A 26,810-nucleotide genomic window follows, 5' to 3' on the forward strand; every position below is an offset into this window, starting at 1 on the left:
TGTCGGACTTGACGGACTGTACCGATTGGTACAGGATTGTACCCATCGGTACAAACTGGAGCCGCCGTCATGTCCCGTCCCCCGTTGCCGCCGTTCACCCGGGAAACAGCTGCGCAGAAGGCGCGCATGGCGGAAAACGCCTGGAATTCGCGCGATCCGGTGAAGGTCTCGCTAGCGTACACCGAGGACAGCACCTGGCGAAACCGCGCGGAGTTCTTTCAGGGCCGCGCCGCGATCGTCGAATTTCTCGCCCGCAAGTGGTCGAAAGAACACGAGTACCGGCTGATCAAGGATCTATGGGCTTTTGATCGCAATTTCATTTCGGTGCGTTTTCAGTACGAGTGGCATGACCATGCCGGGCAATGGTTCCGATCCTATGGCAACGAAAACTGGGAATTCGACGAACATGGTTTGATGAAACGCCGTGAAGCCAGCATCAACGATGTCGCGATCAAGGACAACGAGCGCCGGTTTCACTGGCCGGCGCCGGGTCCGCGTCCCGCGGACACGCCGGGGCTGGCTCCGGTTCCGAAGTGAGTCCGCTTCCGAAGGATTGAAAATGGCGAAAACCGAAACTGCGCGCGACGACATCCTGGCCTCTCTGGCCGAGGTGTTTCGCGAGCATGGTTATGAGGGGACGACACTCGCGCTGATCTCGGAGGCCACAGGTCTCGGCAAGGGTAGCCTCTACAACTTCTTCCCCAGCGGCAAAGAACAGATGGCCATCGAGGTTCTGGCCTCCATTGATCGCTGGTTCAACGAGAAGATTTACGCGCCGCTGCGTACCGCGGCCGATCCCGCCAAAGGAATCGCGGATATGTACACCGCGACAAATGAGTACTTTCGTTCGGGACAACGGGTCTGCCTTGTTGGTGTGGTCGCGCTCGGCGCGTCGCGCGATCTGTTCGGCGAAGGGGTGAAGGTCTATTTCGCCGGATGGGTCGATGCGCTCGCGGCTGCGCTGCGACGTCTCGGCAACGATAAAGCAGATGCACGCCGCAAGTCGGAGCAGGCGGTGCTCGAAATTCAGGGCGCTCTTGTGCTCGCCCGCGCCTTCGATGATTCGAAAGTCTTTTCGCGTGCGTTAAAGGAGTCCGAGGCGCGCTTGAAAAAGTAGCGGCGTGCGCGAGGGGATGCGCAGCGCCGCGTGAGTTTGCCGATCAGGGTGATCGGTTATGCGGCCGCCTTGTGGCGCGCGATCTCGGCCTTGTAGAGTTCGAACTCTTCGCCGATCGCTCTCGCCACGCTCGGCCGCGCCTTGAAACGATTGAGATAGTCGTTGATCGCGGGCCATTTTTTGAGATCGATCGGCGGCGTCGCCATGGTCCAGTTCAGCACGGTGCCGAGATAGGCGTCGGCCACGCTGAAATGATCGAGCAGGAATTCCCGGCCTTCGAGATAACTGTTGAGATAGTCGAGCCGCGACAGTCCCTTCTTGAGAACATAGGCGTGGACGTCAGCCGGTGCTTTTCGGTCGAGCAGGGTCACGAACAGGCCTTTATGCAGTTCGGTGCCGATGAAGCACAGCCACTGCTGCAACCGGCTGCGCTCGATCCCGGCATCCGTGCCGATGCCAGCTTGCGGAAAATGGTCGGCGACGTATTGCAGGATCGCTGCGTTCTCGGTGAGGACGAGGCCGTCATCGGTACTGATGGTTGGCACGAGGCCTAGCGGATTGACCGAGAAGAAGTCCGAATTGTCCTGTAACACCTTCTTGGATTTCGGATCGACCTCAAGATAGCGGGCGTCAGCGCCGGCTTCGTAAAGCGCGATGCGGGTTGCCATCGAACAGGCGAGCGGGGAGAAGTAGAGGTCCATGGTGCGTCTCCTTGGTTGAAACCGGTCCATCCTTGATTTTTATACCGTTCCGCATAAATTAAATGCGGTCAAGAGAATTATTTGCGATATGGTACAAAAAAAGCAAAACCCGCCTAATGAAGCCGCCGGCGCTCCGAAAAAGCGTGGCCGTCCACGTGCTTTCGAGCCGGATGTCGCGCTCGGCAAGGCTATGGACACGTTTCGGGATGGCGGCTTCGCCGCGACCTCCCTTGACGATCTCAGCGAAGCGATGGGCATCAACCGGCCGAGCCTCTACGGGACTTTCGGCGACAAGCGCGAGCTATTTCTAAAGGCGTATGAGCGCTATCGCGCCGAAATGGCCAAGGTATTCGCGCACGCTTTCGACCCGGCGCTGACGCTGCGGCAGATGCTGGAAGCGATCTATGCGACAGCGCTCGATGTCTATCTCGCGGGCGAAAACGGACCGCGCGGCTGCTTCACCGTCATGACAGCGACGTCCGAAGCCATGGCCGATCCGGAGATTCGTCCCCTTGTGCAGCGGGCGTTGGGCTCGACACAGCGAACGCTGGCCAGGCGCTTTCAGGCCGCGGTGGAGACTGGTGAACTGCCACCCACCGCGAATGTGCAGGTTCTGTCGCAGATCGCGGCATCGACCGTCGAAGCGCTGGCGATCCGCTCCCGCGCCCGCCTGCCGCGTGCAGAACTCGAGGTCATCGCTAAGGGCACCATCGATCTGATCTGCGGACCTTCGTCAGGGACGACAAAGGCTTAGTGACGGCGCTGCTCAACTCATGTAAAAGGGTCTTACATGAGTAGATGCGCAAAATGAGCTGGCACAAGGGTCGCGGCCGCCGCGAGGGCGGTTACCACCACGGCAATCTGAAAGAAGCGCTGGTGCAGGCCGCGCTCGATCTGATCGCGAACAAGGGGCCGGCTGGTTTCACCTTCGCCGAAGCTGCGCGCTCGGCCGGTGTCAGCCCGGCAGCGCCGTATCGCCATTTCCGCGATCGTGACGAGTTGCTTGCCAGCGTCGCGCAGCAAGGCTTCGAACAGTTCGAGGCGCAGCTCACGGCAGCGTGGGACGATGGCCGCCCCGATACGCCGACGGCTTTTCAGCGAATTGGAAAAGCCTATCTCGCCTTCGCGCGCGAGAATCCCGCCTATTACTCGGCAATGTTCGAATCCGGTGTGCCAATCGAAAGCAATCCGGCTTTGCTGCTTGCCGGCGAACGCGCCTTCGCGGTCATTCGCGCGGCATCCGAACGGCTGGTGGCAATGGCGCCTCCAGGCGTGCCGCGTCCGCCCGCGATGATGATGGCGCTTCACATCTGGTCGATGTCGCACGGCATCGCATCGCTGTTCGGGCGCGGCGATGCTGCACGCCGCAAGCTGCCGATGTCACCCGACGACCTGCTGGAAGCAGGCGTGCTGATCTACCTCAAGGGACTCGGGTTCCCGACCGATCAGCATAGGCACGCAGCACCCCCCAAATAATTTTCGGAACCCCGGGGAGGCCCCGCTTGACAAAATCCTTGGATGTTTTATCTATGTAAATGTTATTTACATTCACGGAAGCGTGAAAACTGGGAGGACGCCGATGGCGAACACCGCAAACGCCAACACTGCACGTCTCGACCGATGGGGCCGCCCCGACTGGGCGGGACCGCATCACGACAACTTCGAATCGCGCGACGACTGGCGTCCGCGGTTTCATCCCGGCCGGATCATTCTCATCGTAGCCGGCTTCATCATCTGGTGGCCGCTGGGTCTGGCCGCTCTCGCTTACACACTCTGGAGCAGAAACATGGGTTGCTGGTCTCAAGATCGTCACGGCCGCTGGGCCGACAAGATGGAGCGCATGCAGTACAAGATGGAGCGGATGCGCAGCCGTATGGAAGGCCGCGGATACTACGCGCCGTCGAGCGGCAACCGCGCCTTCGATGACTACCGCACTGGAGACGCTGCGCCGTCTCGAGGAAGAGCAGACCGAATTCAAGGACTTCCTCGATCGTCTGCGCCACGCCAAGGACAAGGAAGAGTTCGACGCCTTCATGGCGCAGCACAAGCAGCGCCCGACTCCGCCGAACGATCAGCCGCAGGGATAAGACAAGCCTCCGTCTCCCTGACTGGCTAACGAAGCCGCCCACCTGTCGATCAGGTGGGCGGTTTTGTTTTGCCTGTCAGTTTGACAATGCATTCCTGATGGCGCGCTCGACAGGCGAGTAATCGCCATTTTGCCGGTTCAGTGAGAGCGGCGCAGCAGGGCTGAGCGGCGGCTGAGCCAGAAATCGCGGACGGGTGCCGCGATGCGGCTGTGCCGCATGAACCAGAAACGGATGGCAGAGATAGACCGTCCCGGCATCGCCCGTTGCCAGCACCTCAGGCAATTCCGCCGTTTCGGCGAAGCCGTTGGCAGCAAGCTCCCTTAGCGTCAAACCGTTCTCACCTGCTGGAGCGAGCATCCTCGCGATGTCGAGGTGGGACCCGGCACGAATGCGGGTCGGTGCGTCCTCCTCGCCGACATCCGAGAACAGGAACAACATCAGCAGCGCCCGGTTCTTGGAGGTGATGTTCGCACGCCACTCCATGAAATCAGGATTGTCTGTGCCGAAACTGACGTCGATATGCCATCCCGCATCGCCGGGATCATCGGGTGAGGGAAACCGCACGGGGAATGTGCCGAGGCTCATGCGAGGCTGCCAGCGGTCCTTGCCGACGAGTTGGTCGAACGCTTGATGCAGGATCGGGGTGTTTGCAGCCATCGCGAACGGCTGTTGTCCATATTGACCCAGCCGAATGACGGGCTTGGTCCAGGTTTTCGGATCATCCGGATCGCAACCACTGTCGCGCCAAAGAACGTCTCGTCCCTGATCGGCGAGTTCGCGGGCAAAGGCCCGTTCAATTTTGACGTATCCATCGCGGATGAATTGTTCGATCTGCGCATCGGTCAGCGCACGTGCAGGTTCTGCTGTGTTGGGCATAGGAAACTCTCATGACATCGGCCAGCCGCAGACGTTCGCTGTTGGAAGCGAGGCCGGCATGTTGGATTGGGCTTTTCAAACCCGGCTTTTTGCCTGCAAGCAGGCGGAGCCGATCAGATTTGAAAGAAAGCCGTGCAGATGCTGAGGGTCATGAATTTCATAGCGGACGAATTCTAACCGGCGACGCGGTCTCGTCAACTGGCCGATATGCATCGCGTGCGCGTGTATCAGCCGCCTGCCGGCGTGGAAATCGGCGTCATGCATTTTTGCTCCGCATCGCGAACCGGATTTCGATCGCGACCTTGAGCAGCACAAGAACGATCAGTGGCGCGGCGGTTCCGATTGCCTGCGCAATGAAGGCGCCGCCCATAATCGCGACATGCATCAGCACAATGCGCTTGTAGAAATCGCCCATGATCGTGCCAGTGTCGGCGCCGGTCAGCGGTAGCTTCTCGAACACGAAACGGTTCACCGCGCCGTTGATGAAGATCGCGCCCTGGCCAACGAACAGCGCCAGCAGCGGAATCCACAAATCCTTGCCGATACGATCAGGCTGATGAAATCCCGTGCGTCGTGAATGCGCCCGGCCCATGGCCCCGCGAACAGCGTGTAGATAAAGAGCATGTGCACGGTCATGAACAGACCGGCGTGCACCGTGAAAAATCCTGCCAGAGCGAGCGTGCCGGCGCCGGTACGCCGGCAGATCAAACCTTACGTTCAGCCATGGCGGTTGCCAGCAGGGGCGGTCGATGCGTATCAATATGCCATGATCAAGCGGGTCACATCCCTCCGCCGCCGCTGGAGGCGCTCCGTCTCATGCAACGGCACTTGGCGATCTGACGCCGTGCACTGAGCGCAGAGCCGTGCGCGAACGCGTGTGCATCGCCTCTCGATCCGCTGTGATAGTTCCTCAGTTTCAGCCCTTCAGCTGGGCGCGGCCCCTCGGAGAGATCATGTCTGCAAACATTCAGCAGTCGCATGCCATGCCCTTGGCGGCGCTGGCCTGGCTTGGACGTCAGGGCACGCGCGCCATTGCGGCACTGGTGTTCATCGGCATCGCAGTTCCGCCGCTCGGTGCAGTCCTCAAGCCGTATGTCACCGAGGCGGTGTTCGTTTTGCTTTGTATTTCGTTCATGCGGGTCGATGTCGCGGCGATGCGCAATTATCTCGCGCGTCCGGCGCTGGTGATCGGTGCGACTCTCTGGAGCACGATCGCTATTCCGCTGCTGTTTGGTCTCGGGGGCCTTGTGAGCGGCCTCGATAGATCATCTCCCGATCTGTTTCTCGGTCTGATGCTTCAGGCAGTGGCGTCGCCGATGATGGCATCTCCGGCGCTGGTCGCGCTGATGGGGCTGGATTCGACGCTGGTGCTGATCACGCTGGTGACGAGCACGGCTCTGGTGCCATTCAGCGCGCCGCTGTTCGCCTATCTGTTTTTCGGAAGTGCGCTGACGCTGTCGCCGCTCGCATTGGGATTGAAGCTGTTCGCGATGCTCGCCGGTGCGATCTTCGTCGCTGCCGTGATCCGTCGTCTGGTCGGCGCGGACGCCATCGTTCGTCACAGGCAGCCGATCGACGGCTTCAATATTCTGGTGCTGCTGGTGTTCGTCAGCGCCGTGATGGGAACGGTGGCGGCGAGTTTCCGGGCTGAACCCATCCGTGTGCTGCTGCTCACCGTGTTTGCCTTCGTTGTCTTCGCCGTGCTGCTCGGCGCAACCGCACTGGTGTTCCGCAAGGCTGGCCGTGAGCGCGCGCTGGCCCTCGGGCTGATGGCATCCCAGCGCAATATGGGCCTGATGCTGGCCGGGACCGACGGGGCATTGCCGGGTCTCACCTGGCTGTATTTCGCACTGGCCCAGTTCCCGATTTACGTGTCTCCGCAACTGCTCAAGCCGCTGGTCCGGAGCCTGCGGCGCGCGTCCACACCTGCGCCTTAATTCACCCCCGGAACCGGTCCCCGGCAGCATCACGGATTGGCGCCACGGCCATTTTCCGCCCCCGAGCGCGTTGCGGTAACCCCACCTTAACCCTGATTAGCGTTTTGTTAGTTGGGCTAAAGCGGTGCCGGCAGCCCTCGTTTTGACACGTTAGCAAGGGATTCAGGACCCGGCCTTGGGACAGGCCATCCCACGCGACACGAGACCGGAACGGGGCGATCGGCAGCGTTAGCGTTTTCGCTGCGACGGTCGTCGCTTGGCGGCGACCATAGTCAGCCAGCGTCCGCGCGTGAACAGGACAATTGCCTTGAGAGGATACCGATCATGAATCCAGCAGACGTAGCGCAGTCGGCCTTGCCATTGGCCTCCGCTGACGTGTCGCTGATCTCGCTGTTCTGGCATGCGCATTTCGTCGTCAAGACGATCATGCTCGGCCTGCTGGCCTGTTCTGTATGGGTCTGGGCCATCGCGATCGACAAAATGCTGCTTTACGCACGTACCAAGAAGGCCATGGACCGCTTCGAGCAGGCTTTCTGGTCGGGGGAGTCCATCGACGAATTGTACCGCGCGCTGGCCGCCAAGCCGACGCAATCGATGGCTGCCTTGTTCGTGGCCGCGATGCGCGAGTGGAAGCGCTCATTCGAGAGCAATTCACGCTCCTTTGCCGGTCTCCAGATGCGGATCGACAAGGTGATGAGCGTGTCGATTGCCCGCGAAGTCGAGCGGCTGGACCGCAGATTGCTGGTTTTGGCCACGGTGGGCTCGGCGAGCCCGTTCGTTGGCCTGTTCGGGACGGTCTGGGGCATCATGTCGAGCTTCCAGTCCATCGCTGCGTCGAAAAACACCTCGCTGGCGGTGGTCGCCCCCGGCATCGCCGAGGCGCTATTTGCCACCGCAATCGGCCTGATTGCCGCAATTCCGGCGACAATTTTCTACAATAAGTTCACCTCGGAGGTGAACCGGCAGGCCCAGCGGCTTGAAGGTTTCGCCGACGAGTTCTCGGCGATCCTGTCGCGCCAGATCGACGAGCGCGCGTGAAGGGGAACGGGTTGGGCGCATATCGGCTCGGTTCGGACTTCATATCCGGTTTGAAATACGGCTTGGGATATTCGTCATGGGCATGAACATCGGGGGCGGGTCGGGCGGTGGTGGACGCCGCCACTATCGCCGCGCCAACGTCATGGCCGAGATCAACGTCACGCCCATGGTGGACGTGATGCTGGTGCTGCTTATCATCTTCATGGTGTCCGCGCCGTTGCTGACGGTCGGCGTGCCGCTTGATCTGCCGCAGACCGCGGCCAAGAGCCTCGATCAGGACAAGGAGCCGCTAACGCTCTCGGTGCAGCTCACCGGAAAGGTGTTTCTCAACAACACCGAGATCCCGATGAATGAGCTGGTGCCGAAATTGACGGCTGTTACCCAGGCGCGTGGCGGCTTGGATGAGCGCATCTTTGTTCGCGGCGACACAAAAGTGGATTACGGTACGGTGATGCGCGTGATGGGGCGTCTGTCCGCCGCAGGGTTCAAGCGCGTAGCTCTGGTGACCGAGGTCGAGCAGGGAAACTGACGTGAAGATCGACAAGACCGTAGCAGCGTCTGTCGCTTTGCATGCCCTGGTGATTGGCTGGGGCATGGTGTCGTTCTCGACCAAAGCCTACGAGTCGATGCCGGAGGATTCTGTTCCGGTCGATATCATTTCTGCGGACCAGTTCGCCAAGGCTATGGCCGGCATGAAAACCGGCAAGAAGGAAAATCCGAAGCCGATGGTCGAGAAGGTCGCCGAGCCCAAGCCGCCGGTGGACGACGCCGTCGGCAAGATCGATGACAAAAAGCCGCCGGTCGTGACCGAGGCGGCGCCGCCACCGACACCCAAGCCCGAGGAAAAGCCGGTCGAGAAAAAGCCCGACCCGCCGAAGCCGGTGGTCGAGAACAAACCGAAGGACGAGCCGAAGCCGGCCGAGAAAAAGATCGAACAGCCGAAGGTCGATCCGATCGCCGAAGCGTTGAAGAAAGACGAGAGCAAGAAGCCGCCGCCGCCTAAGCCGCAGGCCAAGGCGACGCCGCCGGAGCCGCAAAAGCAAAAGGCCGAGCGCACCTTCGATCAGTCGAAAATCGCCGCCTTGCTCGACAAGCGCGATCCGTCACGTGAGTCGATTACCGGCGCAGCGATCAATGCGCAGGCCGCGCTCGGCACGGCCAAGGGCAGGGCCGCCGACAACTCCGCAACCTGGGGTGCGATGTTCCGCCAGCAGGTCGAGCGTTGCTGGAAGAAGCCCTATGGCGGCGTTGAGGCACAGAAGGTGGAAGCCGTCTTCACCATCAAGTTGAAGCGCGACGGCACGCTGGAAACCATGCCGGTGCCATTGCCGGGCGGATCAAGTCCCTATTTCCGCGTTTATCAGGAGAGCGCGCAGCGCGCGATCATCGAGTGCCAGCCGTATAATCTGCCTGCGGCCTATTTCGACGAGTGGAAATTCTTCGAGCCGGCATTTACCGAAAAATTTTCGTGACACGAATCTGTGGCATGGCCCCGAAAAGTGGAAACCGGTTTTCGGAACAGGTCATGCGAAAATCGGAAACGGCGACATCGCCAGAATGAAGTTTGGATAGCATGCGAGACTTGAACAACGAAGGTCCGGACGAGTTGCAGGCCAAGTCAAAGACGATGATCGCGACGACCGATTTGAAACTGACCCGCCGCCAGATGATGTCGGGAGCCGCCTCGGCGGGCTTGCTGCTGGCGACGCCGGTCAGCAAGGCGCTGGCGCAGGCCCGCGTCACGGTCACCGAAGGCAACTTCCAGCCGATCCCGATTGCGATCCCGAATTTCGTTCCCGGCTCGCAGGGCGACGGCGAAGTCGCGGCCGGCATCGCGCAGGTCATCACCAACAACCTCAAGCGCAGCGGGCTGTTCGCGCCGATCGATCAGGCCGCGTTCATCGAGCGCATTTCCAACATCGACGTGCCGCCGCAGTTTGCGAGCTGGCGGCAAATCAATGCCCAGGCGCTGGTGACCGGCCGCGCCACGCGGCAAGGCGACGGCCGCCTCAAGGCTGAATTCCGGCTGTGGGACGTTCCGCAGGCGCAGCAGCTCACCGGCCAGCAGTATTTCACGTCGCCGGAATCATGGCGCCGCATCGCGCACATCATCTCGGACCAGATTTACGAGCGTCTCACTGGCGAGAAGGGCTATTTCGACAGCCGCGTGGTGTTCGTCGACGAGACCGGTCCGAAGGATCGCCGCGTCAAGCGGCTTGCGATGATGGATCAGGACGGGGCTAACGTGCGCTATCTCACGCGCGGCGCGGACCTCGTGCTGACGCCGCGGTTCTCGCCGTCCACGCAGGAAATCACCTACATGGAATTCGGCCAGGGTGATCCGCGCGTCTATCTTTTCAATGTCGAAACCGGCCAGCGCGAAATCGTTGGCAATTTCCCCGGCATGTCGTTCTCGCCGCGGTTCTCGCCCGACGGCCAGCGCATCATCATGAGCCTGCAGCAGGGCGGTAACTCCAACCTGTTCGTGATGGATCTGCGTTCGAAGTCGACCACGCGGCTCACCGACACGCCGGCCATCGATACGTCACCGTCCTATGCGCCTGATGGCGGGCGGATCTGTTTCGAGTCCGATCGCGGTGGCAAGCCGCAAATCTACGTGATGGGCGCAAATGGCGGCGCGGCGCAGCGCATTTCCTTCGGGGAAGGCAGCTACTCGACGCCGGTGTGGTCACCGCGCGGAGACTACATCGCCTTCACCAAGCAGGGCGGCGGTCAGTTCTCTATCGGCATTATGAAGCCGGACGGTTCTGGTGAACGCATCCTCACGTCCGGCTATCACAATGAGGGGCCGACTTTTGCACCGAACGGCCGTGTCGTGATGTTCTTCCGTGAAGCAGGCGGCGGGCCGTCGCTCTACACCGTGGATATTTCTGGCCGCAATGAGCAGAAGGTGCCGACGCCCGGCTTCGCATCCGATCCGGCCTGGTCGCCGCTGCTATCGTAAATGAAGTTTTAAGGGGCCCCGGGGTTCGCTTCTCCGATCGGCAAACCTTGCCTACCTTGCTGAATTTGCAGGCAGATTTCGTTGAGGGCCCGAGCGTGGCAACGCATCGGTAACGATGTTCGCTCAGAAAGACTTCATCTGCGGTGGGTAAAGCTGTGCGTTCAAAAGGACGTGCGCGCGCCCCTATGCAATTGATCAAACCACGACCGATCGACCGGGAAGAGCTACCACCGCGAATCTACGCGGCGCTGGTCGATTCGATGTGCCAGAACTTCTGGCCGATGTTCGTTGGCACGGTTTGCGCTACGGCCGCGGCGCTAATGACGGCGCTGAAAACCGGCAATCCCTGGATATGGCCGTGTGCGGCGCTGATTGTCGTGATCGGAACGGCTCGCGCCTTCCAGATGCGCAAGTATGAGCGGCGAACGGAAGTTCTTACGCCCGAACAGGCTACGGAACTGGAGCCGCGCTACATGATCGGCGCGGTGTTCTATGCCGGAGCCCTCGGGCTCTGGTGCGCCGTTGTGATCCTCGGCAGCAACGATCCAGTGGCGCATATGCTCTGCTCGACGGTCACCATTGGCTATACGGCCGGCGGCGCCGCGCGCAACTATGGGCGCCCGCTGATCGTTCAGCTTCATATTCTTTTGGCATGCGGTCCGATGTCGATCGCGTTGCTGATTCATGGCGATTACTACTACGTTGGTCTCGCCGTCCTTCTGGTGTTGTTCTTCATCGGCCTGAAGCAAATCAACCTCAGCTTGCACTCGATCTTCGTCAAGGCGTTGGAGGCCAGCGAACGCGAAGCGGCGATCGCGGCACAGTTCGACACCGCGCTGAACAACATGCCTCACGGTCTTTGCATGTTTGATGCAAATGGCCGGCTTGCCGTCATGAACTATCGTTTCGGCGACATGATGGGTCTGAAAGACGATCTCATCGGGTCCGGTGCATCCGCCGCCGATGTCGTTGCTGCCTGTCTCAAGGCCGGCACCATCACCGCAGCCAGTGCGGATACGATCATTTCCCAGGCCGGGAAGGGACAAAAGGCCGAAGTCGTCACGCTCTACTCCAAGAATTCCGAGGAACGTGCACTGGCATGGACCTTCCAGCCGATGGTGGATGGCGGCACGGTTGTCTTGGTCGAGGACATCACCGCGCGCCGGAATGCCGAGGCCAGGATCGGTCACATGGCTCGGTTCGACGAATTGACGGGCTTGCCCAACCGCGTGCATTTTCGCGACGAGATCGGGCAGATGCTGGCCTCCCGCAATGCACGGCTGTCCGCCCTGCTCTTCATCGATCTCGATCAGTTCAAGCAGGTCAACGATACGCTCGGGCATCCGAGCGGCGACAAGCTGCTGTGCGCGGTCACGGCGCGGTTGCGCCGGCTGCTGCGGCCGGAGGACTTTGTCGCCCGCTTTGGCGGCGATGAATTCGTTGTGTTCCAGCGCGGACTTCAGTCGACGGAAGACGCCGCCTCGCTGGCGCGCAGAATCGTCGATCGCCTCAGCGAGCGCTACGAGATCGATCATCATCTGGTCGAGATCGGCGCCAGTATTGGTATAGCGATGACGTCGCCTGACACCAGCGTCGACGTGCTGCTGAAGAACGCGGATATGGCGCTCTATCGCGCCAAGGCCGATGGCCGCGGCACCTTCTGCTTCTTCCGCGATGAGATGGCTCATACTGTCGAAACCCGGCGCGTGCTCGAGCTGGATCTGCGCCACGCGCTCGCGCACGAAGAGTTCGAACTGTATTATCAGCCGCTGGTCAATCTCAAATCAGGCCGCATTTCGACATGCGAAGCGCTGCTGCGCTGGAATCATCCGACGCGCGGCGCGGTTTCTCCGGCTGATATCATTCCGGTGGTCGAGGATATGGGTCTCGTTGTGGATCTGGGCCGATGGATCCTGCGCAAGGCTTGCATGGAGTGCATGAAGTGGCCTGATCCGGTCAGCGTTGCGGTCAATTTTTCGCCGCAGCAATTCCATCAGCGCGACGTCATGACCGAAGTGCGTTATGCGCTGGAGGTGTCAGGCCTGCCGGCACATCGTCTGGAAATTGAAATCACCGAGTCGTCGTTGTTGCGAAACACGCAATGGACTCTCGACGTATTGACGCAACTACGCGAAGCGGGGGTTCGCATTTCGCTCGACGATTTCGGTACCGGTTACTCTAGCCTGAGCTATCTGCATAACTTCCCGCTTCAGAAGGTGAAGATCGACCGGTCGTTCCTTGAGGACATCGGAAGTCATCGGCCGCTGACTCTGCTGCGTGGCGTCGCGCGCCTCAGCGCCGATCTCGGCATGTCGGTTGTTGTCGAAGGCATCGAAACCAACGAACAGCTTGAACTCATCAGCGCCGAGGGGACTGTGACGGAAGCGCAAGGCTTTCTGTTCAGCCGGCCTGTGCCTGCCCCACGCGTGCGTGAGCTGTTGAAGGCATCGCATGGCGCCGTGACCAAGGGTGTTATTCCGATCCGGCAGACTGTGCGCTGACATCCGGCCGACGCCGCAATCCACGCATCTCCTTCATCTGACATGGTCGCAATGCAGGAGCAGATTCAATCGTTGACGCTGGTTAAGGTTAACTCAGGCAACACTTTGCGGTTTTGTTAAGAAGGTATTAACCTCTTGTTCATGTGGCGCGGTACTGTCGTATCGCTCGTCGGAGCATCGAAAATGGTCTCTGCTGTCCGAACGACCAGCCGTTCGTCGGAACGGTTAAGCTATCCGCTCGAAGCCGTTGACTATAAGCTCGCCGAAACCGCGGCCGAAAAAGAACAAATCTATCGTTTGCGTTATCGCGCCTACCTGCGCGAGGGGGCGATCGAGCCCAACGCGGCACAGATGGTTCAGGATCAGTACGACGAGTTTCCGAATTCGTGGAATTTCGGCGTGTATCGCGATGGCGTGCTGATGAGTTCGCTGCGGATCACCGTATCGTCGCCGGAGACGCCGGTCTGCCCGTCGCTTGGGGTATTCTCCGATTTGCTCGGACCTGAAATCGCCAAGGGGCGCGTCCTGGTCGACCCGACGCGGTTCGTTGCTGACCCCGACCGCGAAGCCCGCTGTCCCGAGTTGCCGTACATCACGCTGCGCCTCGCCTATATGGCGTGCGAGTATTTCGCGGCTGACATCGGACTGGCGAGCGTTCGCGCCGAGCATCAGGCATTTTACCGCCGCGTGTTTCTGCACAAGCCGATCAGCCAGCCGAGGGACTATCCCAGCCTCACCAAGCCAATCTGTTTGATGGCGGTCGATTATCCGGCCATGCGTGAACGGGTTTTCGAGCGCTATCCCTATTTCCGGTCGAGCTTCTTCGAGCGCCGCAAGCTGTTCGAGCGCAGCCACCCGCGGGTGGAAGCCGCCCCGGTTCTCACGCTGCCGCAGTTTCCGTTCGCACAGGCGACCATCGCGCCGCGGTCCTGAACGGGCAGTATTCCGCGGAACCGTCGGAAATTCCCATAAATGGAGGGCTTCAGCTGTTGGCTGGGGCCCTTTTTGCATGGCGCATTCACCGTCGCGCCATATTCATACCGCATTAACCATCGGCGTCGGTTTTGCCGGATGTGTGGCATTTGAGCGTGTCCGGCAACGCCTCATCAAGGTTGACGGAACGTTCGCTTAACCAAGCCGCTGTAGACCGGATCAGTCCTTTAGTAACCAGAGCGTGGAGGCTCCGGAATGAAACATCAGATGCGTATCCTCCAGGGATTGAAGCTGGCTGCGGTTTTGGCTGTGGCGCTTTCGATGGGCGCTTGCGCCAACAAAACCGGAGTCGGCGGCGATGCAATGGCGAGCGCGGCGGTGCCGGGCAGTCAGCAGGATTTCGTGGTCAATGTCGGCGACCGCGTGTTCTTCGAGAGCGACCAGACCGAGCTGTCGCCGCAGGCCATCGCGACCCTCGACAAGCAGGCGCAGTGGCTGCAGCAGTACAACCGTTACGCTTTCACGATTGAAGGTCATGCTGACGAGCGCGGCACCCGCGAGTACAACATTGCGCTCGGCGCGAAGCGTGCTCAGTCGGTTCGCAGCTTCCTCGCATCGCGCGGGATTGATCCCGGCCGCATGCGGACGATCTCCTACGGCAAGGAACGGCCGGTCGCGGTCTGCAATGACATCTCATGCTGGTCGCAGAACCGCCGCGCTGTGACCGTGCTGAACGCCAGTTCGTAAGAACGTCGTCGAACGCCTTTTTTGAAAAGCGGCGCCTGCGGGCGCCGCTTTTGTTTTTCGGTGTCATCTCGAAGCACCCCCTCCGGGCGTGACAGAGAGCCGCAAGGGTTTTGAGAAAGATCATGCCCAAACGAAAACGCGCGGCTGTCAAAAGCCATATTTTTGGCGTACTGAAACAGTCAATCTTGTTAGCTTTGAAAAGCGACATGCTTTCTGTTTTTCGGGTCAAAATGTCATCCAGATTTCAAATTCTCGTCTGTGCGGTCCTCGCGTCCGCTCCCTTGTGGCTGTCTGTTGGCGCGTCTGCGCAGCAGGACATCGATCCTGAGCTTCGCATCGAGCGGCTGGAAAACCAGCTGCGCACGCTGACCGGTCAGAACGAGGAATTGCAGTACCGCAATCGCCAGCTCGAAGAGCAGTTGCGGGCGCTTCAGGGCGCGCAGCCGGCTCAAGCTGCCGCGCCGCGACCTGCTGCACCGAATGTCGTGGCCGCGCCGCAACAGCCTAATCATGGCTATCCGCCGGTGCCCGGCGCCGGTCAGGCTCCGCCGGTGATCGCCGCTCCCGTCGCCAGCAGCGGTCGTCGCGGCGATGCATTCGATCCGAGTCAGAACCCCAATGCGCCAGGTGTGCCCCGCGCGCTCGGTGGCGGCCAGGCGCCGCTCGCTGAAGGTCCGATCGGCGCGCCGGGCGGCCGTGATGCAGGCGAGCCGCTCGATCTGTCGAACGTCGGTAATTCGCGCGATCCCAACCGTGCGCCGGTGCAGCAGGCCCCGAATACGACGGCGTCGTTGACCACGTTGCCGCCGTCGGCGACGCCGCGCGACGAGTTCGATCTTGGTATCGGTTACATCCAGCGCAAAGACTACGCGCTTGCCGAAGAGACGATGCGGAACTTCGCCCAGAAATATCCGACCGATGCGCTGCTTCCGGATTCGCAATACTGGCTCGGTGAGAGCCTCTATCAGCGGCAGAAGTATCGCGACGCGGCGGAAGTGTTTCTTGGCGTGACAACGAAGTACGACACCTCGGCGAAAGCGCCGGACTCGCTGTTGCGCCTTGGCCAGTCGCTCGCGGCGCTGAAAGAAAAGGAAGCCGCCTGCGCAGCCTTCGGCGAGATCACCCGGAAGTATCCCCGGGCGTCGAACGGGGTGAAGCAAGGCGTTGGCCGTGAGCAGAAGCGCGTCGGCTGCTGAGGCTGCGGCGCTAGAACGCGGGCAGATTTCCGATGCCGATCCGGCTATGCTCACGCCGGACGTCCGGACGACATCATGCCAAGGCCAGAAGAATCTCTCATCGTCAGCGCCGCCGAAGCGCGGCATCTGTTTGCCGACTGGAAAGGCGCGCCGGCGCTAGTGCTGGCGGTCTCCGGTGGTCCGGATTCGCTGGCCTTGATGTGGCTGGCTGCGCGCTGGCGGCGCTCGCTTAAAAGGGGTCCGCGTCTTGTTGCGGTCACGGTCGATCACGGCCTGCGCAAGGAAGCTGCGCGCGAGGCGCGCGACGTCAAGCAACTTGCGAACGCGCTGGATGTCGAACACCGTACGCTGCGATGGCGCGGCGAAAAGCCGAAAACCGGATTGCCGTCGGCGGCGCGCGATGCGCGCTATCGATTGCTGGCCCGCGCCGCGCTGGGTTGCGGAGCAACGCATGTGTTCACCGCCCATACCCGGGACGATCAGGCCGAGACCGTCATTATGCGGCTGTCCCGCGGCAGCGGCATCGCCGGGCTGGCGGCGATGGCGCGACAAACGGAACGCGATGGTGTGGTTCTGGCGCGGCCGTTTCTGGACCTGCCGAAATCGCGGCTTGTCGCCACACTTAACAAGGCCGGCATCGCGTTCGCTGACGATCCGACCAATCACGATCCGCGCTTTACGCGGCCGCGCCTACGTGCGCTGATGCCAGTGCTCGCGGCGGAAGGCGCCGATGCGCGCGGTCTGGTGCGCCTGGCGGCACGTCTCGCCCGCGCCAATGCCGCACTTGATGTCATGACGGACGGTGCGGAACGGTATCTGGCAAGCATCGATGGCGCAAGTTCCGGAGCAGGGTTCGATCTTGCGGCGTTTGATGCATTGTCCGACGAGATCCGGGTGCGGCTGCTGATGCGCGCGATCAACCGCGCCGGTCACGAAGGACCGGCCGAACTCGGCAAGGTCGAGGCGCTGCTGCAGGCGATGGATCAGGCCGGAGCGAAGGGAAAATCCGGGGCGGGGCGCACCCGGTTGAAGCAGACGCTGGCCGGGGCCGTCATCAGCATCCAGAACAGCCGGATTTACATCGTCCCGGCACCGCCAAGGCGCCGGCGGATGGCTGGTTTGCCTTAACCACTGTTGAAACAGCCCCGCCAAACCGCCCTTATTTCACCCGGAATGGCATTAAGATGCGTTAAATAGTCCCGAGAGGTTCCCTTGGCATCAGGGGGGGCCGCACCTAGATTGTAATGCAGCCGGCACCGAAAACGTGTTGCAGACCCAAGGACATCAGGCCGCGATCCGTGCGGTCACGAAGGAAGCCCAATGAACGCCAATCTGCGCAATTTCGCCCTCTGGGTCATTATCGTCTTGCTGCTGTTGGCTTTATTTACGCTTTTCCAGAATCCGGGACAGCGGGCTGCCTCCCAGGACATCTCATTCTCCCAGTTGCTGACCGAGGTTGACCAGAATCGCGTCCGCGACGTGGTCATCCAGGGACCGGACATCAACGGCACCTTCACCAACGGCTCGACCTTTCACACCTACGCCCCGAACGATCCGACGCTGATCAAGCGCCTGTACGACGGCAAGGTGTCGATCACCGCCAAGCCGCCGGGTGACAACGTGCCGTGGTTCGTGTCGCTGCTGGTGTCATGGCTGCCGTTCATCGCGCTGATCGGCGTCTGGGTCTTCCTGTCGCGCCAGATGCAGGGCGGCGCCGGCAAGGCGATGGGCTTCGGCAAGTCGCGCGCCAAGATGCTGACCGAGGCGCACGGCCGCGTGACGTTCGAGGACGTCGCGGGTGTCGATGAAGCCAAGCAGGACCTGCAGGAGATCGTCGAGTTCCTTCGCGACCCGGGCAAGTTCCAGCGCCTCGGCGGACGGATTCCACGCGGTGTGCTGCTCGTTGGCCCTCCGGGCACCGGTAAGACGCTGATCGCGCGTGCGGTCGCCGGCGAAGCCAATGTACCGTTCTTTACGATTTCGGGTTCTGACTTCGTCGAAATGTTCGTCGGCGTCGGCGCAAGCCGCGTGCGCGACATGTTCGAGCAGGCGAAGAAGAATGCGCCGTGCATCATCTTCATCGATGAAATCGACGCGGTCGGCCGTCATCGCGGCGCCGGCCTCGGCGGCGGCAATGACGAGCGCGAACAGACCCTCAACCAGTTGCTGGTCGAGATGGACGGCTTCGAGGCCAATGAGGGCGTGATCCTCATCGCCGCGACCAACCGTCCCGACGTGCTCGATCCCGCGCTGCTGCGTCCGGGCCGCTTCGACCGTCAGGTCGTGGTGCCGAATCCGGATGTCGTCGGCCGCGAGCAGATCCTCAAGGTTCACGTCCGCAAGGTGCCGCTGGCGCCGGATATCAACCTCAAGACCATCGCCCGTGGTACGCCCGGTTTCTCCGGCGCGGACCTGATGAACCTCGTCAACGAAGCAGCGCTCACCGCCGCGCGTCGCAACAAACGGATGGTGACGCAGGCCGAGTTCGAAGAGGCCAAGGACAAGGTCATGATGGGCGCGGAGCGCAAGTCGCTCGTCATGACCGAGGAAGAGAAGATGCTGACGGCCTATCACGAGGGCGGCCACGCCATCGTCGGCCTCAACGTCGTCGCGACCGATCCGATCCACAAGGCGACAATCATTCCGCGCGGCCGTGCGCTGGGCATGGTGATGCAGTTGCCGGAGCGCGACAAACTCTCGATGTCACTCGAGCAGATGACCTCGCGTCTCGCCATCATGATGGGTGGCCGCGTCGCGGAAGAACTGATCTTCGGCAAGGAGAAGGTGACGTCGGGTGCGTCGTCCGACATCGAGCAGGCCACGCGGCTTGCGCGCATGATGGTGACGCGCTGGGGCTTGTCAGAAGAACTCGGCACCGTGTCCTACGGCGAAAATCAGGACGAGGTGTTCCTCGGCATGTCGGTGTCACGCACTCAGAATGCCTCTGAGGCGACCGTTCAGAAGATCGACAAGGAAATCCGTCGCTTCGTCGAAGAAGGTTATCGTGAAGCCACGCGCATTCTGACGGAAAAGCGCGACGATCTCGAAACCCTTGCCAAGGGTCTGCTCGAGTTCGAAACGCTGTCGGGCGACGAGATCACCGATCTCCTCAACGGCAAGAAGCCGAACCGCGAATCGGTGCTGGAGCCGACCGGCCCGCGCACTTCGGCGGTGCCGCCTGCCGGCAAGCCGCGTCCGCGTCCGGATGCCGGCCTCGAGCCGCAGCCGCAGGCCTAAGAGCGAAACGATACGATTGGGAAAGGCCGGTTCGTGAATCGGCCTTTTTCTTTTCGGTTGTTTCCGTGCTACGCGCAGTCCGCATGGGCTTTTGCCGTTGCCCCCTAACCGGGCATAGGTCGCAGCCGTATCGCTTGACCCTTCGCCGCAATCGCCGCACGCAGAGAAAATCTCTTGCGGATGGATCGATGACGGCCCCCACGACCCCAGACCATTTTCACGCGCCGGCCTACTGGTCGCGCGACGCCATCATGCCGGGCATCGTCGCCATCGCGCCGATGCTGCCGGGCACGCTCGCCTTCGGCATGGCGTTTGGCGCGCTTTGCGCGCAGAAGAATTTCACGCTCACGGAAGTGCAGGTGATGATGGCCTTCGTCTATGGCGGGCTGTCGCAGTTCGTCGCCGTTTCATCCTGGCCGGATACGCTGACAGTCTCGTCGATCGCAACGCTGGCGCTGCTGACTCTGACCGTCAATATCCGCTTCTCGCTGATGAGCGCGAGCCTGCGCCCGTGGTTCGGTACGTTGCCGGCGTGGCAATCCTATCCGTCGATGCTGCTGGTGACCGACGGCGGCTGGCTCGCCGCCACGCGCTATCGCAACCACGGCGGGGCCGACGCGTCGTTCTTCGTCAGCGGCGGTATCGTTCTCTACGTTCTCTGGTTCGTGTCGTCGTTGCCGGGATATCTGCTCGCAGGGCAATTGAGCGATCCGAAGAAGTACGGCGTCGATCTTGTGGTGCCGGCGTTCTATGCAGCGATGCTGGTTCCGGCCTGGAAAGGTCCGCGGCGCGCGATCCCGTGGGCCGTGTCGGGCGCGGTGGCGCTCTCGGTGCATTGGTTGCTGCCCGGCTGGTGGTTCATCATTGCCGGCGCTGTGTCCGGCGCGATCTGCGCCGGGTTGATGGACGATCCGCCGACGGGCGACGCGCGGGTCTCGCAACACGGAGTGGCAGCATGAGTGAGTTCATGCGCTCCGATGTGATGATCGCATTCGCCGTGATGACGGCGGTGACGGTGGCGTCGCGTCTTGGCGGCTATTGGCTGATGGGGTACGTCAACATCACCCCGCGCGTACGGCGGATGCTGGATGCTCTGCCGGGCTCGATCATCGTTGCGGCGTCGCTGCCTGTCGCGGTTAACGGCGGTGCCGTCGTTCTGTTCGCGATCGCTGCGGCCGTCGCGATCACCATTATCCGGCGCAACGAGTTCGTCGCGGTGATCACCGGTATGGCGGTGGCTGCACTGGCGCGGGCGCTCGGGTTCAGCGGCTGAAACTTCCGAATTTTTGCTGCACTGCGAATTTGAATCCAGATCTACTGAATCGCTTGTCTTCGCTTTTGAACTGATGTTCACTTCTTTTTGGGAGACGAACGCCGTCAATGGTTTACAGGCGAACTCATCAAGTTGTGAAGCGCCTTGCGGCACGCCGCAATGCGATTCTTGCGGCAGCGCGCGATGCGGCTGCTGAAGGCGGAATGGCGGCGGTTCAGATCGCGCCAGTCGCCACCCGCGCCAATGTCGCGGCGGGCACGGTCTATCGCTATTTTCCGTCAAAAGCCGATCTGGTCTCCGAACTCATCGCCGATGTGTCGCGCGCCGAATTGACGGCGATCCGCCGCGCCGCCGACGCCGCCCCCGGGCCATCGTCCGCTCTCGCGGCCGCTGTGACGACGATCGCGGTGCATGTGGTGTCGAATCGCAAGCTCGCCTGGGGCATCCTCGCCGAGCCGGTCGATGTCGATGTCACCGAAACCCGGGTCGCGAGCCGCCGCGAGATCTCCGCCGAAGTTGAATTGCGGATCGAAGCTGCAGTGCGGGCAGGGCATCTGCCAGCGCAGGATATCGCATTGGCTGCCACGGCCCTGATCGGGGCGCTGCATGAATCGCTGGTCGGACCGCTGGCATCGGCCGAAATCGACGATCCGGTGAAGCTGCGCGATTCGGTGCAGGCGATCACGCTGTTCGCTCTGCGCGCCGTTGGTGTGCTCGATGCCCGTGCCCGTGGTCTGGTGGTGCAGGCGGTGATGCCGGTGATGCCGGTGCGCCGGGAACTGGGCGCGCTGGCCGGATAGACTGACCCGACACCAACCTCGGGTGTCCTTCCGAATCCGAACATCGCTCAGGCGCGTGAACTGCAGCGAACCCGGTTTCGCTATTCCAGTTTGGAACTGTTCAAATAGTGCAAGACGTGCTGATATATCAGAACAGCAAGGCGTGATACGACGCGCCGGTTTTTGGAGTGCGCGTATGTCCATCATGATGCCTGAAGCGGATCAGGCGGTGCTCGGCCGCCGCGACGAGATCGTCGCCGCTTTGCGCAAAATCGTTCCTGGCGAAGGCGTGATCGCCACGACGCGGGAAATGCAGCCCTACGAATCCGATGCGCTGACGGCCTATCGCCAGCCGCCGATGGTCGTGGTGCTGCCTGATACCACCGAGCAGGTCTCGCAAGTCCTGAAATACTGCCACGACAACGGCATCAAGGTGGTGCCGCGCGGGTCGGGGACGTCGCTGTCGGGAGGTTCGTTGCCGCTTGCTGACGGCGTTCTGCTCGGGCTCGGCAAGTTCAAGCGCGTGCGCGAGATCGATTTCGACAACCGCGTCGCAGTGGTCGAGCCCGGTGTCACCAATCTCGCCATCAGCCAGGCCGTCGCGCACGAGGGCTTCTACTACGCGCCGGATCCGTCATCGCAGATCGCCTGTTCGATCGGCGGCAATGTCGCGGAGAATTCCGGCGGCGTTCACAGCCTGAAATACGGCATGACCACCAACAACGTGCTTGGCTGCGAGTTCGTGCTGATCACCGGCGAGATCCTGCGCATCGGCGGCAAGGCCCCCGAAAACGACGGCTATGACCTGATGGGGATCATCAACGGCTCGGAAGGCCTGCTCGGTGTCGTTACCGAAGTGACCGTTCGCATCCTGCAGAAGCCGGAAACCGCGCGCGCATTGATGGTCGGCTTTGCGGAGATTGAGGCTGCCGGACAATGCGTCGCCAACATCATCGGCGCGGGGATCATTCCGGGCGGCATGGAGATGATGGACAAGAATGCCATTATCGCTGCGGAAGCATTCGTGCACGCAGGCTACCCGCTGGACGTTGAAGCCCTGCTGATCATCGAACTCGACGGCCCGAAGGTCGAGGTCGACGAACTGATTGAGCGGGTCGAGAAAATCGCGCGCGCCTGTGGCTCGACCACACTGCAGATATCGAACTCCGAACAGGAGCGGCTGCTGTTCTGGTCAGGGCGCAAGGCCGCGTTTCCGGCGGTGGGACGGCTTTCGCCGGATTACCTCTGCATGGACGGCACCATTCCGCGCGGCAAGCTGCCGGAAGCGCTGGCCGGTATTCGCGACCTGTCCGAAAAATACGGCCTGCGCGTCGCCAACGTCTTCCACGCCGGCGACGGCAACCTTCATCCGCTCATTTTGTACGATGCGAACATTGCCGAGGAGATGGACAAGGCGGAAGCCTTCGGTGCGGACATCCTGCGCTTGTGCGTCAAGCTCGGTGGCGTGCTGACCGGCGAACATGGTGTCGGCGTTGAGAAGCGCGACCTGATGCCGGAAATGTTCAGCGATATCGATCTTGCGCAGCAGCAGCGGCTGAAGTGTGCGTTCGATACCCAGGGGCTGCTCAATCCCGGCAAGGTCTTCCCGACGCTGCATCGCTGCGCCGAACTCGGGCGGGTTCATGTCCACGGCGGCAAGCTCGCGTTTCCGGATATTCCGAGGTTTTAATGCATGGTTCCTGGAATCGCAGTTGGCGCGCGCACTGCGGCGGATCGTGTGCCTGTGGCCGCCGCCGGAACAAACGATCGACAGCCTGCCAATGTTGTTCAAGCAGTCCATTCTTGAGGGAATTGCCGCCGGCAAGGTCACGCTTGCATTCCGGCGCTGGAAGCGGATCGCTGTGCGAAAGGGCGGTACGTTGACAACCTCAGTGGGTGTGCTGCGGTTCGGTGCGGTCGATGAGATTGCGCCGGATAAAATATCGAGCCGCGACGCGAAGCGGGCGGGCTTTGAAACGGTTGCGGCCTTGCAAAAAGCGCTTGGACCGGACGATGAGCGGCCGGTCTACCGGATCGCGTTCAAATGTGTCGGGGAAGATCCGCGGATTGCCCTGCGGAAGGATTCTGATCTCGACGAGGCGACATTGGCGGGGTTGCGGAGACGGCTGGCGCGCTACGATGCGGCCGCTTCCCGATCCTGGACAAGAGAGTCGCTGAAATTGATCGCGAAGTACCCCGGCGTGCGCGCCGGTGATCTGGCAAAGCGGCTTGGGGTCGACAAGGACGGCTTCAAAATCAACATTCGCAAATTGAAAGGCATGGGTTTGACGGAAAGTCTTGAGATCGGCTATCGCCTTTCGCCGCGCGGCACTGATCAACGCTTCCGGATCGAAAGTGAAGGAGTGCGACGTTGAAGGTACGTGACGCAAAGGATGTGGAACAGGCGGTACGTGATGCGCTCGCCGCCGAGCAGCCGCTTGAAGTCGTCGGTCACGGCAGCAAGCGCGCGATCGGCCTGCCGATGGCGACCAACGCGATGCTCGATCTGTCGGCGCTCAACGCGATCTCGTCCTACGAGCCCAATGAGCTGATCGTTACCGTGCAGGCCGGCGCGCCGATAGCTGATCTGCTCTCGCTGATCGATTCCAAGAACCAGCAATTCGCATTCGATCCGATGGACACCTCGGTGCTGTTGGGAACGCCGCGCGATGCCGGCACTGTCGGCGGCATGATCGCGGCGGGTCTGGCTGGTCCGCGGCGGATCAAGGCAGGCGGCGCGCGCGATCATCTGCTCGGTGCGAACGCCGTCTCGGGGTTCGGGGAGTCCTTTAAGACCGGCGGCAAGGTGGTGAAGAACGTCACAGGTTACGACCTTTGCAAGCTTTTGGCGGGGTCGTGGGGTACGCTCTCGGTGATGACCGAGGTGACGCTCAAGGTGATGCCGAAGGCGGAAACCGAGCGCACCTTGGTATTGCGTGGTCTCGACGATGTCGCGGCGAACCGGGCGATGACTACGGCGCTCGGATCGCCCTACGACGTGTCGAGCGTGGCGCACCTTCCGGCGTCGATCTTCCGAGCAGCCGGCGGGGCATTATCCGGCCTCGGTGAATCCCGTCAGTCCGTGACGCTGATCCGGCTGGAGGGCATCGGCGCCTCGGCGTCCCATCGCGCGGGGTCGGTGAGCCAGGCGCTCGCCGCGTTCGGGGCAGCGGAGATGATCGAGGACGAGGTGTCCGCATCGGTCTGGGCCTCGATACGCGATGTCTCGCCGTTCGCCGCCTCCGGCTCGCTGGGTGCGTGGCCGGTGTGGCGGATCGTCTGCCCGCCCGCCTCCGGCGGTGCGTTCGGTCAGGCGCTGGCCCGCGAGACCGGCGGCGATGTGATCTACGACTGGGGCGGCGGGCTGATCTGGGCGGCGCTGCCCCCGGCGGCCGATGCCCACGCCACGCTGCTGCGGCAGCGTCTGAAATCCGTCGGCGGTCACGCCACGCTGCTTCGCGCCACCGATCAGGTGCGCAATACCGTCGATGTTTTCCATCCGCAGGAGGCGGGCGTCGCGGCGCTGGGCCAGCGCGTCAAGGCCAGTTTCGACCCCCGCAATATCTTGAACCGCGGCCGGATGGTGCGCGCATGATCCGGAACCGGTGACGTCATGAAGACCGAATTTTCCCTCGCCCAGCTCGCCGACCCCGACATTCGCGAGGCCGACAAGATCCTGCGAGCCTGCGTGCATTGCGGATTTTGCACCGCGACCTGTCCGACCTACGTCCTGCTCGGCGACGAACTCGATAGTCCGCGCGGCCGGATCTACCTGATCAAGGACATGCTCGAGAACGACCGCAAGCCGACGCAGGAGGTGGTCAAGCATATCGATCGCTGCCTGTCGTGCCTTGCCTGCATGACCACCTGCCCGTCGGGGGTGAACTACATGCACCTCGTCGATCAGGCGCGGGTGAAGGTCGAGGACGAGTATTCAAGGCCGTTGTCCGAGCGGTTTCTGCGCGGCGTTCTTGCGCAGGTCCTGCCGCGTCCCGGCCTGTTTCGTGCCAGCATGATCGCAGCCCGGCTGGCCCGGCCGTTCGCTGCATTGCTGCCGGCTTCCCCCAAACGCCAGGTCACGCCGACCTTCTTCGACCGGCTGCGCGCGATGCTCGCGCTCGCGCCGGGTCGATTGCCGTTGCCGGGGCCGTCCGGCGGTACGGTCTTCCCTGCCGAGGGCCGAAAGCGTGGCCGCATCGCGCTTCTGCAGGGGTGCGCCCAGCAGGTTCTTTCGCCCGGGATCAATCAGGCGGCGATCCGGATCCTGACCCGCAACGGTATCGAGGTCGTTCTGGTGGCAGACGAACAGTGCTGTGGCTCGCTGACCCATCACATGGGCCGCGACGGCGATGCGCTGACGCGCGCGAGGGCGAACATCGAGGTGTGGACAAATGAGATCGACAGGAACGGCCTCGACGCCATTCTGGTGACCACGTCGGGATGCGGGACCACCATCAAGGATTACGGCTACATGCTGCGCGAGGACGCGGCCTTTGCAGCAAAAGCCGCACGTATTTCGGCTCTTGCGAAGGATGTGACCGAGTACGTCGCCAGCATCGATATCGCCTGGCCGCAAAGCAAAAGCGATCTCGTTGTCGCGTATCACTCCGCGTGTTCGTTGCAGCACGGACAGAAAATCACGCAGCTTCCGAAAGAATTGCTTTCCAAGAGCGGATTCGTGGTGAAAGATGTGCCTGAGAGTCATCTGTGTTGCGGTTCGGCAGGAACGTACAACATCCTCCAGCCCGACATTGCGAAGCGACTGCGCGAACGGAAGATCGCCAACATCGCATCGACGAAGCCGGACGTTATCTCTGCCGGTAACATCGGTTGCATGGTGCAGATAGGCTCGGTGGAAAGTGCCGACGGAACGTCAGTCCCAGTGGTGCATACGATTGAGCTGCTCGATTGGGCGACAGGCGGGCCTCGGCCGGATTTGTTGATGAGATCAATGAAGGGCCCCCACGTTGGGAGTGCTTGAGCGCCGGTTCAAGGTGGGGCTGGCGGTAACAGGAGGACCACAATGGCTAAGGCAAAGAAGAAGAAATCGAAGGCCAAAAAAGCTAAAAAGCTGATGGCGAAGAAGAGCACCAAGAAGGCTGCGAAGAAGTCGGCGAAAAAATCCGCCAAGAAGTCGGCGAAGAAGGCTGTGAAAAAGTCCGCCAAGAAGGCTTCCAAGAAAGCCGCCAAGAAGTCGGCAAAGAAATCTGCGAAGAAATCATCTGCAAAAAGGGCCGCTCCCAAGAAGGCCGCTCCGAAGAAGGCGGCTGCCAAAAAGGCAGCCAAGATGCGCGCCCCGAAGCCTGCTCCTGCCCCGGCATCCGAGCCGGCACCGGCAGCCGAATCGAGCTGGTCCAGTCCGGCTCCGACCCCCAGCTGGTCGTCGGGCTTCGGTTCCGGCGGAGACGACAGCAACAACTGAG

At 61.8% G+C, this 26,810-nt stretch carries 27 protein-coding genes and 1 pseudogene; 23 read left to right on the forward strand and 5 right to left on the reverse strand.

The window, feature by feature from the left end; translation table 11 throughout:
• Positions 1-69: 69 nt before the first annotated feature.
• Positions 70-537, forward strand: coding sequence for a nuclear transport factor 2 family protein (locus tag BN32_RS01380; protein ID WP_019195452.1), 468 nt, complete (start codon positions 70-72; stop codon positions 535-537).
• A 22-nt stretch (positions 538-559) separates the two neighbouring features.
• Positions 560-1,117 (forward strand): TetR/AcrR family transcriptional regulator, encoded by a 558-nt coding sequence (locus tag BN32_RS01385; RefSeq protein WP_019195453.1) that lies wholly within the window; start codon positions 560-562, stop codon positions 1,115-1,117.
• Between the two features lie 56 nt (positions 1,118-1,173).
• On the opposite strand, the gene BN32_RS01390 is transcribed toward BN32_RS01385, so the two are convergent.
• Positions 1,174-1,818: a glutathione binding-like protein gene (locus tag BN32_RS01390; RefSeq protein WP_019195454.1), complete on the reverse strand. Its 645-nt coding sequence runs from the start codon at positions 1,816-1,818 to the stop codon at positions 1,174-1,176.
• Between the two features lie 88 nt (positions 1,819-1,906).
• Between BN32_RS01390 and BN32_RS01395 the strand changes: the two genes are divergently transcribed.
• From BN32_RS01395 to BN32_RS01405, 3 genes and pseudogenes are all read left to right on the forward strand, one after another.
• Positions 1,907-2,572, forward strand: a complete 666-nt coding sequence (locus tag BN32_RS01395) for a TetR/AcrR family transcriptional regulator (protein ID WP_019195455.1) — start codon at positions 1,907-1,909, stop codon at positions 2,570-2,572.
• 53 nt (positions 2,573-2,625) lie between these two features.
• A complete protein-coding gene (locus BN32_RS01400; RefSeq protein WP_040425827.1) occupies positions 2,626-3,294 on the forward strand; it encodes a TetR/AcrR family transcriptional regulator in 669 nt (222 codons plus the stop codon).
• A 103-nt stretch (positions 3,295-3,397) separates the two neighbouring features.
• Positions 3,398-3,905, forward strand: a pseudogene (locus BN32_RS01405) (DUF2852 domain-containing protein).
• 75 nt (positions 3,906-3,980) lie between these two features.
• On the opposite strand, the gene BN32_RS01410 reads toward BN32_RS01405, so the two are convergent.
• The 3 genes from BN32_RS01410 to BN32_RS01420 form a co-directional block, all read right to left on the reverse strand.
• The gene (locus BN32_RS01410; protein ID WP_019195458.1) at positions 3,981-4,781 is read right to left on the reverse strand and encodes a phytanoyl-CoA dioxygenase family protein; all 801 of its coding nucleotides are present in this window, start codon (positions 4,779-4,781) and stop codon (positions 3,981-3,983) included.
• 75 nt (positions 4,782-4,856) lie between these two features.
• Positions 4,857-5,045 carry a hypothetical protein gene (locus BN32_RS01415; RefSeq protein WP_019195459.1) on the reverse strand — a complete coding sequence of 63 codons (189 nt, stop codon included), beginning with the start codon at positions 5,043-5,045 and terminating at the stop codon, positions 4,857-4,859.
• The gene (locus BN32_RS01420) at positions 5,038-5,373 is read right to left on the reverse strand and encodes a DUF6498-containing protein (protein WP_019195460.1); all 336 of its coding nucleotides are present in this window, start codon (positions 5,371-5,373) and stop codon (positions 5,038-5,040) included. The genes BN32_RS01415 and BN32_RS01420 overlap by 8 nt, the downstream gene beginning before the upstream one ends.
• 361 nt (positions 5,374-5,734) lie before the next feature.
• Between BN32_RS01420 and BN32_RS01425 the strand changes: the two genes are divergently transcribed.
• From BN32_RS01425 to glcF, 18 genes are all read left to right on the forward strand, one after another.
• A complete protein-coding gene (locus BN32_RS01425) occupies positions 5,735-6,718 on the forward strand; it encodes a hypothetical protein (RefSeq protein WP_019195461.1) in 984 nt (327 codons plus the stop codon).
• Between the two features lie 324 nt (positions 6,719-7,042).
• Positions 7,043-7,756, forward strand: a complete 714-nt coding sequence (tolQ, locus tag BN32_RS01430; protein WP_019195462.1) for a protein TolQ — start codon at positions 7,043-7,045, stop codon at positions 7,754-7,756.
• Positions 7,757-7,832: 76 nt separating this feature from the next.
• Complete coding sequence (gene tolR / locus BN32_RS01435) at positions 7,833-8,285, forward strand: protein TolR (protein WP_019195463.1); 453 nt, start codon at positions 7,833-7,835, stop codon at positions 8,283-8,285.
• 1 nt (position 8,286) lies between these two features.
• Positions 8,287-9,228: a cell envelope integrity TolA family protein gene (locus BN32_RS01440; RefSeq protein WP_019195464.1), complete on the forward strand. Its 942-nt coding sequence runs from the start codon at positions 8,287-8,289 to the stop codon at positions 9,226-9,228.
• 155 nt (positions 9,229-9,383) lie between these two features.
• Positions 9,384-10,721, forward strand: a complete 1,338-nt coding sequence (gene tolB, locus BN32_RS01445) for a Tol-Pal system beta propeller repeat protein TolB (RefSeq protein WP_040425829.1) — start codon at positions 9,384-9,386, stop codon at positions 10,719-10,721.
• Between the two features lie 185 nt (positions 10,722-10,906).
• The gene (locus BN32_RS01450) at positions 10,907-13,222 is read left to right on the forward strand and encodes a putative bifunctional diguanylate cyclase/phosphodiesterase (protein ID WP_019195466.1); all 2,316 of its coding nucleotides are present in this window, start codon (positions 10,907-10,909) and stop codon (positions 13,220-13,222) included.
• Positions 13,223-13,405: 183 nt separating this feature from the next.
• Entirely contained in the window at positions 13,406-14,155 is a 750-nt protein-coding gene (locus tag BN32_RS01455) for an N-acyl amino acid synthase FeeM domain-containing protein (RefSeq protein ID WP_040425831.1), read from the forward strand.
• 255 nt (positions 14,156-14,410) lie between these two features.
• On the forward strand, positions 14,411-14,902 hold the full coding sequence (gene pal / locus BN32_RS01460) for a peptidoglycan-associated lipoprotein Pal (protein ID WP_019195469.1): 492 nt from the start codon (positions 14,411-14,413) through the stop codon (positions 14,900-14,902).
• Positions 14,903-15,132: 230 nt separating this feature from the next.
• Positions 15,133-16,098: a tol-pal system protein YbgF gene (gene ybgF, locus BN32_RS01465; protein WP_040425833.1), complete on the forward strand. Its 966-nt coding sequence runs from the start codon at positions 15,133-15,135 to the stop codon at positions 16,096-16,098.
• 75 nt (positions 16,099-16,173) lie between these two features.
• On the forward strand, positions 16,174-17,226 hold the full coding sequence (gene tilS, locus BN32_RS01470) for a tRNA lysidine(34) synthetase TilS (protein WP_019195471.1): 1,053 nt from the start codon (positions 16,174-16,176) through the stop codon (positions 17,224-17,226).
• Positions 17,227-17,418: 192 nt separating this feature from the next.
• Complete coding sequence (gene ftsH / locus BN32_RS01475; protein ID WP_019195472.1) at positions 17,419-19,335, forward strand: ATP-dependent zinc metalloprotease FtsH; 1,917 nt, start codon at positions 17,419-17,421, stop codon at positions 19,333-19,335.
• A 188-nt stretch (positions 19,336-19,523) separates the two neighbouring features.
• A complete protein-coding gene (locus BN32_RS01480; protein ID WP_019195473.1) occupies positions 19,524-20,294 on the forward strand; it encodes an AzlC family ABC transporter permease in 771 nt (256 codons plus the stop codon).
• Positions 20,291-20,608 (forward strand): AzlD family protein, encoded by a 318-nt coding sequence (locus tag BN32_RS01485; RefSeq protein ID WP_040425330.1) that lies wholly within the window; start codon positions 20,291-20,293, stop codon positions 20,606-20,608. The genes BN32_RS01480 and BN32_RS01485 overlap by 4 nt, the downstream gene beginning before the upstream one ends.
• Before the next feature lie 107 nt (positions 20,609-20,715).
• Positions 20,716-21,408, forward strand: a complete 693-nt coding sequence (locus tag BN32_RS01490) for a TetR/AcrR family transcriptional regulator (RefSeq protein WP_040425331.1) — start codon at positions 20,716-20,718, stop codon at positions 21,406-21,408.
• A gap of 175 nt (positions 21,409-21,583) precedes the next feature.
• The gene (locus BN32_RS01495; protein ID WP_019195476.1) at positions 21,584-23,077 is read left to right on the forward strand and encodes an FAD-linked oxidase C-terminal domain-containing protein; all 1,494 of its coding nucleotides are present in this window, start codon (positions 21,584-21,586) and stop codon (positions 23,075-23,077) included.
• Between the two features lie 22 nt (positions 23,078-23,099).
• Entirely contained in the window at positions 23,100-23,762 is a 663-nt protein-coding gene (locus tag BN32_RS01500) for an ASCH domain-containing protein (RefSeq protein ID WP_019195477.1), read from the forward strand.
• Positions 23,759-24,982: an FAD-binding protein gene (locus tag BN32_RS01505; protein ID WP_019195478.1), complete on the forward strand. Its 1,224-nt coding sequence runs from the start codon at positions 23,759-23,761 to the stop codon at positions 24,980-24,982. The genes BN32_RS01500 and BN32_RS01505 overlap by 4 nt, the downstream gene beginning before the upstream one ends.
• 18 nt (positions 24,983-25,000) lie before the next feature.
• Positions 25,001-26,368, forward strand: a complete 1,368-nt coding sequence (gene glcF / locus BN32_RS01510; protein WP_019195479.1) for a glycolate oxidase subunit GlcF — start codon at positions 25,001-25,003, stop codon at positions 26,366-26,368.
• A gap of 8 nt (positions 26,369-26,376) precedes the next feature.
• Here the strand turns inward: glcF and BN32_RS26655 are convergent, their stop codons facing one another.
• Positions 26,377-26,805, reverse strand: a complete 429-nt coding sequence (locus BN32_RS26655; RefSeq protein WP_019195480.1) for a hypothetical protein — start codon at positions 26,803-26,805, stop codon at positions 26,377-26,379.
• Between the last annotated feature and the right edge of the window lie 5 nt (positions 26,806-26,810).

The sequence above is a fragment of the Afipia birgiae 34632 genome, assembly GCF_000308295.2.
GTDB lineage: Bacteria > Pseudomonadota > Alphaproteobacteria > Rhizobiales > Xanthobacteraceae > Afipia > Afipia birgiae.